The following is a 9,310-nucleotide window of genomic DNA, read 5'->3' as shown; positions in this document are numbered from 1 at the left end:
GTGGCCGCAGCAGGCAGGGGCGCCGCATGCGTCGCCCCTGCCTGCTTGGTCGGACTGAGGGAAACGGGGAAGCCGTAATGAATCAGATCAAGCTTTATGATACGACGTTGAGGGATGGTACCCAGGCCGAGGATGTCTCTTTTCTGGTGGCCGACAAGATCCGCATCGCCCAGCTGTTGGACGATTTGGGGATTCATTACATCGAAGGCGGCTGGCCCGGTTCCAATCCCAAAGACATCGCCTTTTTCAAAGACATCAAGAAGGTAACTCTCAAGCAGGCCAAGATTGCCGCTTTCGGTTCGACCCGCCGGGCCAAGACAACCCCGGACAAGGACAATAACATCCGCACCCTGATTCAGGCCGAGCCGGATGCGGTGACTATTTTCGGCAAGACCTGGGACTTTCATGTCCACGAGGCCCTGCGCATCAGCCTCGAGGAGAATCTCGAGCTGATCTACGACTCCCTGGCCTACCTCAAGCAGAACGTCGGCGAAGTCATTTATGATGCCGAACATTTCTTTGACGGCTACAAGGCCAACCCCGAATATGCCCTGAAAACCCTGAAGGCAGCCCAGCAGGCCGATGTCGACTGCATTGTCCTGTGTGACACCAACGGCGGCACGCTGCCGCACGAACTGCAGGCGATCATCGAACAGGTCAAGCTGGCCGTTTCGACGCCCCTGGGCATTCACACCCATAACGATAGCGAATGCGCGGTGGCCAACTCGCTGACCGCGGTCGCTCACGGCATTGTCCACGTGCAGGGAACCATCAACGGCTTCGGCGAGCGCTGCGGCAACGCCAACCTCTGCTCCATTATTCCTTCGCTGCAGCTGAAGATGGGCAGGGCCTGCGTTGATGAGAAACAGCTCAAGCGCTTGCGCCAGGTTTCCCGAACCATATACGAGCTGGCCAACCTGGTTCCCAACAAGCACATGGCCTACGTCGGCAACTCGGCTTTCGCCCACAAGGGCGGGGTACACGTTTCCGCCATCCAGCGGCATCCCGAAACCTACGAGCATATCCGTCCCGAGTTGGTCGGCAACTGCACCCGGGTGCTGGTCTCCGACCTCTCCGGCCGTTCGAACATCCTGGCCAAGGCCGAGGAGTTCAACATCAACCTCGACAGCAAGGATCCCGTGACCCTGGAAATTCTCGAGAATATCAAGGATCTCGAAAATAAGGGGTTCCAGTTCGAAGGGGCCGAGGCCTCTTTCGAGTTGCTGATGCGCCGGGCCCTTGGCACGCTGCGCAACTTCTTCTCGGTTATCGGTTTTCGGGTCATTGACTCCAAGCGGCACGAGGATGAAAAGCCGGTTTCCGAGGCGACCGTCCAGGTCAAGGTCGGCGGCCGCATCGAGCACACCGCCGCCGAAGGGAGCGGGCCGGTCAACGCCCTTGACAACGCACTGCGCAAGGCTCTGGAGAACTTCTATCCCCGGTTGCGGGAAATTCGCCTGCTCGACTACAAGGTTCGCGTTCTGCCCGCCGGCAAGGGGACCGCATCGGTCACCCGTGTGCTGATTGAGTCGGGGGACAAGGATTCCCGCTGGGGAACGGTAGGGGTCAGCGACAACATCATCGACGCGTCGTACCATGCCCTGATCGATGCATTGCTGTACAAACTGATCAAAGATCAGGAAGGTTAGTCATGCGTCCTCCGCGGGGGACGACGCTTCTGTTATTGCTTCTGCTGGTTTATCTTGCTGTTTTGAACGGCCGGGAGATTTTTCGAGAGAAAAATCTCCCGGCCGTTCCTGTTGGAAAGGAACGTAAAATCAGGGTGTTGCTTGGCGAGGGTTTCCCGCTTCAGGCAATCCATCAATTTTCTGACGGCATTGATCTGGAAACCGTCATTTCGTTGACGATTGCACCGATGGGTTCAGGGCGACTCTCTTCCGTCGTCCTGAATGAACCCGTAATGGATGGAGAAAACCTCTCTGTAGTCCGGGATGGAGTTGAAATCATTGAAGTAATAAGGAGGTGGATGCCGGCAGGCCAGCGGATTGCGATTGGGGTCAAGCTTCATCCGGACCGTATGACACTGGAAGACTGGGAAGCATTGCCGGGAATCGGGGCCCGTCTGGCCGAAAGAATAGAAGAAAACCGTCAAAAAAGTGGCGATTTTGGCTCAATCGAAAATCTGCAACGGGTTACTGGCATCGGCAGCAAGTCGATTGAGCGTTGGAGGTGTTTTTTTTAGCAAGGCTAAGGTCATGAAAAATAGTTAAAAATCTGCTTTTGTGATAAATGGTAAAGGATTGGAAGCTCTTTTTTTTCGTATCTGGCATGTCTTGTGTAACTGTTTATGAACGTTAGCACAAGAAACAGGTGTAATACCATCACGTAAAAGGAGAGAGCGATGAAATGCCCTAAATGCCGAAGCAGGATGTTCGCCGAAAAATACTACGATTTCGTACGGTCTTTTGATGCCTGGAAATGCTGCTCCTGTGGCGAGGTTCTTGATCCTACCATCCTGGCGAACCGGGCAAGGAACAACCAGCACTTTCTTGGTTAACTAATCGACGGGTCGACATGAATATACCCAGGGCCGGAAGCTATCAGACTTCCGGCCCTGTTTTATGGGTAAAATCCGGGATTATTTTCAAGGTTAGGGCAGGGGGAGAACCGCTCGCCCTGGTCTTGAGACAGCCTTTGCAGCTCAGAGACAAGGGGCTGGCGCCCCTGCTGGTCGGCCCAGCGGCACAACCCGCCGCGGAACGGAGGGAATCCGGTGCCGAAGACCATCCCGGTATCTATATCTTCAGGGGCCCCCACCACCTTTTCATCAAGGCAGCGCCCGGCTTCGTTGACCATCAGCAGCAACAGGCGGCGCAGGTCGCTTTCGGTCGCAGCCCTCCCGCCTGAGAGTTCGAGCGCTCCGGCCATTGCAGGGTTGGGCGAAGTTTCCTTGCCATGGTAGAGGTAGAAGCCGCTTCCCCCTTTTTTGCCGAGCAGCCCCGCCTGGTGCAGCCGCTCGAGCAGGGGCGACGGTTTCAGGTATGAAAAGGCCGAACTGATGGTGTCGCCGACTTCGACGGCAATGTCGATGCCGACTTCGTCGATCAGGCGGAACGGCCCCATTGGCAGGCCGAAAGCGGTGGCCAATTGATCCAGTGACTGCCAGTCGATCCCGTCCTCGGCCATCAGGCAGGCTTCATTGAGGTACGCCATGAGCAGGCGGTTGACCAGAAAGCCGGGGCGGTCGGCTACCAGGACCGGGGTTTTGCCAAGTTTCAGTGCCAGGTCGAAAAGGGTCGCCGCGGTTGTTTCCGAAGTCTGACGACCCCGGATAATTTCCACCAGAGGCATACGGTCGACGGGGTTGAAAAAATGCATCCCGCCAACGTTTTCAGGACGTGCTGCGACCTGTTGCAGTTCGCTTACCGAAAGGGCCGAAGTGTTGGTGGCGAATATTGTATTTTCTTTCAGCAGCCCCTCGGTCTCTTTCAGTACCGCCTGTTTCACAGGCATTTTTTCGACCACCGCTTCGATGACCAGGTCGGCATTGCCCATCCCCTCGGTGTCGATGGTTCCGGTGACCAGGGCCATCTGTTCAGCGACCCGCTTATCCGCACCCGGGCGGTCGCCGGCTTTTTTCCCCAGCAACTTGCGGATATGTTCCATTCCAGAATCAACGGCTTCCTGGCGGATGTCCTTGAGCCGCACCGGAACCGATTTGCTGGCGAACAACCAGGCAATCCCGGCTCCCATGACGCCGGCACCGAGGACGGCCGCCTGTTTTACCGGCAGCGGGGAGGCGGCCAGGCCGCACCCTTTCTTGGCCCGCTGCGAAAGGAAGAAGATATGCACCAGGTTCTTGCAGACATCGGTGACGATCAGCTGGCCCAGGGTCAGCGCTTCCCGCTCGAGTCCCTGCTCGAGGTTCATCGTGACGGTTTCGCGCACAAGGGCCAAGGCTGCCGGCGGCGCCGGGTAATGCCCCTTGGTCTGCCGGGCGACGTTGCGGGCGGCCATGTGAAACAGCAGCAGGCGCCCAACAGGGTTTTTCTCCAGCAGCAGGCGCCTCAGTCCACCCCGGGCTTTGCTCCGCTCGGGCTGCAGCAGTCCGGGGTCGGCAGCGAGTTTAAGGGCCAGGTCCTGCGCCTGATCGACGAGTTCGACGGGGGGCACCACCCGGTCAGCCAGGCCGATCCTGCGGGCGTGGTCGGCCTTGACGGTGCGGCCGGTCAGAATCATGTCGAGGGCCGCTTCCAGCGCAATCAGGCGCGGCAGACGCTGGGTGCCGCCGAACCCGGGAAGGATGCCCAATCGCACCTCCGGTAAAGCGAAACTGGCATTTTCTGCAACGACGCGGGCGCTGCAGGCCAGAGCGAACTCGGTTCCGCCACCGAGGCAGTGGCCGTGAACCGCGGCGACCACCGGAAACGGCAACGCGGCCCAGAGGTTGAATATCTGCTGCCCCTGTCTGGCCAGGCTCCTTCCCTTTTCGGCGTCATCGACATTGGCGATGGCCGAAATGTCGGCGCCGGCGATGAAGCCGGGTGTCTTGGCACTAAAGACCACCGCGGCGGTGACATCACTGCGGGACCCAAGTTTATTGGCCGTTTCCTCAAGTTCAAGCAGAAAGGGGGCCGACAGTACGTTGACCTTTTCGTCCGAGGCATCGAGCCTGATCAGGGCCAAACCATTGTCGATTGTAAAGGAGAGGTAATGATTCATGGAGACTCCCTATGCTGGTATCTGTTTCTTTAATGATATCGAGTTGCTGCGCAAGAGCAAGTGGGCGGAGCAATTTAGTCTGCCGCGCCAGTGACTTCGCCTTGCCAATTCATTGCCGAATTGTTAAGATTTGCTTAATTATGGATTGCCTTTTCAGAGGAGAGACCCATGCTGACGCGTATTGCCATGGCCCGATTTGACGATCACATGCAGGAGGGGACGCTCGTTAAATGGCACATCCAGGAAGGAAACCGGGTAGCGCCTGGGGATCTGGTTGCCGAAATCAACACCGGCAGTGAAACCATCAGGATCGAGGCGTCCGAGGCCGGCGAGGTGGTCGTCCTCAAGGTCGCCGAAGGGGAAACCGTTCCGGTCGGCACGCTGCTGGCCGTGATCGACCGGGCTCCTGCGCCTGCGGAGGCTGTCACAGCCAAGCCGGGAAAGTCGGTCAAGGTCCGGCGAATTATTGCTCGCAAGATGGTCGAGAGCTGGCAGACTATCCCTCACTTTTTCGTCACCGTCGCTATCGACATGACCGACGTGATCGGCCTGCGCAAGAGTATCGGCGTCACGGTCAACGACTTTGTTCTAGCCGCCTGCGTCTGTTCGCTCAAGGAGCATCCTTGGGTCAACAGCCTCTGGATCGACGGCGAGGCGGTCGAACAGCCGGTAATCAACCTGGCGATGGCGGTTGCCACCGACCGCGGTCTCTATTATCCGGTCCTTGCCGACTGCGGGGGGCTGACCCTGGGCGGAATCAGCCGCAAAGCCGCCGAACTGGCGACAAAAGCCCACCAGGGGCATTTGACCCAGGCCGAGATGGCCGGCGGAACCTTTACCGTCTCCAACATGGGGATGCTCGGGGTCGAATCGTTCAGCGCCATTATCACTCCCCCCCAGGCGGCGGTTCTGGCCGTGGGGACGATCCGCGGCGAAGTGGTGGTCAATGACAACGGCGAGCCGGGGGTCGCACCGATGCTGCGCCTGACCCTCTCGGCCGATCACCGGATTCTCGACGGGGCCGACGCTGCCGACTTTCTGGCCACCGTCAAGAGCTACCTCGAAGCGCCGGTCACGCTCGAATCCTGAAATTCAATGTCTCGAGAGAAGGGGTGAGCCTTGGAACATCTGCTGTTGTCACCTGATGCGTTGGCCTGGCAATGCGACCCGGCCCAGTTCGAATTCACTTCCACCGCGGAACTGCCGCCGCTGGAAGGGACTATCGGTCAGGACCGGGCGCTGACCGCCATCGAGTTCGGCCTGGGGATCAGGGACGGCGGATTCAACGTGTTCGTCCTTGGCGAGCCGGGAACCGGGCGCTCTTCGACCATCAAGAAACTGATCGGCCGGCGGGCGGCAAGTGAACCGGTGCCTGACGACTGGTGCTATCTCAACGATTTCAAGGAAACCGGCCGGGCCGTCTGTTTGCGGATGCCTGCCGGCATGGCGCGGCAACTGCAGAAGGACATGGAGGCGCTGGTCGGCCGTCTGGCCGAGGAGATCCCCAGGGTTTTCGAAAGCAAGGAGTATGAGCAGCAGAAAAACCAGATTGCCAGCGACTACCAGGAAAAGCACCGCAGTCTATTCGAAGAGCTGGAAGCCGAGGCAAACCGTAAACGGTTCGTGCTGCAGAGGTCGGTAAGCGGCCTGGTGCTGGTTCCGACCAAGGACGGTCAGCCCCTGTCTCAGCAGGAATTTGAAGACCTTTCGGACGAGGAGCGGGCAAGTCTCGACCAGAGCGGGGCAGAGCTGCAGGAGCAGCTGGCCGAGGTGATGCGGCAGGTCCGTGACCAGGAAAAGGAGATGCGGACGGCGACGGTCAAGATGGAAAAAGAGGTGCTCCTCTTGGCTATCGGCCACCTGTTCGAGGCGCTGGAGGAGAAATACCGGGACTACGACCAGGTGCTGGAGCATTTTGCCGGCTGCAAGAAAAATATTCTTGAGCGGATCGACGAATTCCGGCCTTCAGAAGGGCCGAGCCTGCCCATCCCCGGGCTCAAGGGGCTGACCCAGGAGCCGTCCTTCGACCGCTACCGGGTCAACCTGTTTGTCGACAACGGCGAGCTGACCGGCGCCCCGGTGGTGTACGAAGCCAATCCCACCTATTTCAACCTCTTTGGCCGCATCGAACATGTCATCCAGATGGGCAACGCCATCACAAATTTCACCATGATCAAGCCCGGGGCGCTGCACCGGGCCAATGGCGGCTACCTGATTCTCGACTGTCGTGAAGTTCTCATCAACGTCTTCACCTACGAGGCGCTCAAGCGCAGCATCCGCAAGGGGGAGGTGAAAATTGAGGACATGGCCGAACAGTTCCGCCTGATCGCCACCGTTTCCCTGAAGCCCCAGCCGGTCCCGCTCGACTGCAAGATCATCCTGATCGGCACCCCTCAGCTCTACTACCTGCTCTATCACCTTGATCAGGATTTTCGGAAATATTTCAAGGTCAAGGCCGACTTTGATCGGATGATGAAAAATACCTGGGAAAATGTCCAGCAGTACGCCCTGTTCGTCGCCGCCAAATGCAGCGAGGAGAATGTCCGGCATTTCGATCCGACCGGGGTGGCCCGCCTGGTCGAGTATTCAGCCCGGATGATTGAAGACAAGGGGCGTCTCTCGTCGCGCTTTCTCGATATTGCCGACCTGATCCGCGAAGCCTCGTTCTACGCTGCCCGCCAGGATCAGTCACTGGTCGGCGCCGCCCACGTCGACCTGGCCATCGAGGCCAGGATCTACCGTTCCAACAAGGTCGAGGAGCGGATCCAGGAATTTATCGAGGAGGGCTCGATCCTGGTCGACACCGACGGCACCGTGGTCGGCCAGGTCAACGGACTGTCGGTCTACATGCTCGGCGATTATTCATTTGGCAAACCATCGCGGGTGACCGTGCGTACCTACCTCGGCAAGGGGGGGATGGTCAACATCGAGCGCGAGGTCAAGCTGTCGGGCCCGATCCACGACAAGGGGGTGCTGATTCTCACCGGCTTCTTCGGTGATCGCTTCGCCCAGGACAAGCCGCTGGCGCTGGCCGCGTCGATCTGTTTCGAGCAGTCATACGCCGGCGTCGAAGGCGACAGCGCCTCATCCACCGAACTTTACGGACTGCTGTCGTCGCTGTCCGGCCTTCCGGTCCGCCAGGGGATCGCGGTGACCGGGTCGGTCAACCAGCGGGGGCAGATCCAGCCCATCGGCGGGGTCAACGAGAAGATCGAAGGGTTCTACACCGTGTGCAAGGCGAAAGGGCTGAACGGCGAGCAGGGGGTGATGATCCCGGTGCAGAACGTGAAAAACCTCATGCTGAATAAAGAGGTGATCGATGCGGTGGCCAGCGGCCAGTTTCGCGTCTGGGCGGTGTCGACGATTGACGAGGGGATCGAAATTCTCACCGGAGTGCCGGCAGGAGAGCGGCAGGAAGACGGCATCTGGCCCGAAGGGACGGTCAACGGCCTGGTCGACAGGCGCCTGCGGCAGATGGCAGAATCCCTGCGCAAATTCGGCCAGGGGAAGAATGGCGATAAATGAATGGCAGGGGGCGGCCGCGGCCTGTCCTCACCAGAAACGCCACTGTCCGCTCTGCAGCACGTAGATCCCCAGCGCCAGGTTGGCGACGGCATGGCTGAGGATGCACTGGGCGATGCTGCGGGTGTGGTAGAGCAAGGCGTTGAAGGCGGCGCCGGCCATCATGCCGGCCAGGTAGTAGTTGTGCTCGAGCCCGAACAAAACGGTGATGATCAGAAACGAGGGCCAGGTGAAACGGCCGATGTCGATTTTTGAAAAATCGCTGTCGATCACGTAACGCAACAGGAACGAGCGCCAGAACAACTCCTCCATGACCGGTACTACCAGCACCGCTCCGGCCAGTCGTGTCGCCACCATAAAGGTCCGCATGCCGTCATCGGCGATCGCGTCCGGGTTGAACCCCTGCGGATCGCCGAGGGTGGCAAATCCCCAGTCCATGTTGATCCACAGAAGGAAAATCCCCAGTCCCGATATGATGCTGATTGCCGTGTGGCCGACTCGGGCGAAATCGCGCAGGCGGATCTCGTCATAACTCTTGGCCAGCAGAATCAGTACCAGGCCGACCAGTCCGGCCTTGATTGGATAGAGGAAAAGGAGGTCGCGGTCGGTGAGGCTAAGCAGCCCGTGATCGCGCAGAAACCGTACCCCTTCCTCGATGCCGATGAATCCCATGAACAGGGCAAAGGGCAGAATCCTGAGAACACTCTTTTTGTCCATTTCCCCTCCTGGAAACAAAATCCCCCATAATCAGTCATTAGATTATGGGGGGCAATGAGTTCCAGGTCAATAAGAGGAATTAATCTCGATTGTTTTTTTTGCGACGGTATAACAGCAGTCCAGCGATGCCGGAGCCAAGCAACAGCAGAGAGGTCGGTTCAGGAATGGACGTTGTCGAGAGGGACAGCTGCCTGGAATATTTGCTAGAGTTCGGTTCCGTGAATATGTCAGGAACGCCGGATTGTGCCAGTTGCAGTGGAATATATTCACCAGTCGTGTCACCAGTCGTGTCACCAGTCGTGTCACCAGTCGTGTCACCAGTCGTGTCACCAGTCGTGTCACCAGTCGTGTCACCAGTCGTGTCACCAGTCGTGTCACCAGTCGTGTC

General features: G+C 58.7%; 7 protein-coding genes. 4 read left to right on the top strand and 3 right to left on the bottom strand.

What is annotated here, in order from left to right:
• Positions 1-77 precede the first annotated feature (77 nt).
• Positions 78-1,649: a citramalate synthase gene (gene cimA / locus ABYV89_RS11150; RefSeq protein WP_432823028.1), complete on the top strand. Its 1,572-nt coding sequence runs from the start codon at positions 78-80 to the stop codon at positions 1,647-1,649.
• Positions 1,650-1,651: 2 nt separating this feature from the next.
• A complete protein-coding gene (locus ABYV89_RS11145) occupies positions 1,652-2,203 on the top strand; it encodes a ComEA family DNA-binding protein (protein WP_432823027.1) in 552 nt (183 codons plus the stop codon).
• A gap of 377 nt (positions 2,204-2,580) precedes the next feature.
• Here the strand turns inward: ABYV89_RS11145 and ABYV89_RS11140 are convergent, their stop codons facing one another.
• Positions 2,581-4,683 carry a 3-hydroxyacyl-CoA dehydrogenase NAD-binding domain-containing protein gene (locus ABYV89_RS11140; RefSeq protein ID WP_432823026.1) on the bottom strand — a complete coding sequence of 701 codons (2,103 nt, stop codon included), beginning with the start codon at positions 4,681-4,683 and terminating at the stop codon, positions 2,581-2,583.
• A gap of 168 nt (positions 4,684-4,851) precedes the next feature.
• Between ABYV89_RS11140 and ABYV89_RS11135 the strand changes: the two genes are divergently transcribed.
• Both ABYV89_RS11135 and ABYV89_RS11130 read left to right on the top strand, forming a co-directional pair.
• Positions 4,852-5,772, top strand: a complete 921-nt coding sequence (locus ABYV89_RS11135; protein ID WP_432823025.1) for a dihydrolipoamide acetyltransferase family protein — start codon at positions 4,852-4,854, stop codon at positions 5,770-5,772.
• A gap of 30 nt (positions 5,773-5,802) precedes the next feature.
• The gene (locus ABYV89_RS11130) at positions 5,803-8,208 is read left to right on the top strand and encodes a Lon protease family protein (protein ID WP_432823024.1); all 2,406 of its coding nucleotides are present in this window, start codon (positions 5,803-5,805) and stop codon (positions 8,206-8,208) included.
• Between the two features lie 27 nt (positions 8,209-8,235).
• On the opposite strand, the gene ABYV89_RS11125 is transcribed toward ABYV89_RS11130, so the two are convergent.
• Positions 8,236-8,922, bottom strand: coding sequence for a CAAX prenyl protease-related protein (locus ABYV89_RS11125; protein ID WP_432823023.1), 687 nt, complete (start codon positions 8,920-8,922; stop codon positions 8,236-8,238).
• A 79-nt stretch (positions 8,923-9,001) separates the two neighbouring features.
• The coding region (locus ABYV89_RS11120; RefSeq protein WP_432823022.1) for a PEP-CTERM sorting domain-containing protein at positions 9,002-9,310 on the bottom strand (309 nt) is incomplete at its 5' end.

Origin of the sequence: Trichloromonas sp. (assembly GCF_041583255.1) — a bacterium.
GTDB lineage: Bacteria > Desulfobacterota > Desulfuromonadia > Desulfuromonadales > Trichloromonadaceae > Trichloromonas.
Note: the sequence above shows the minus strand (reverse complement) of the source record. Positions and strands in the feature narration are given on the sequence as shown.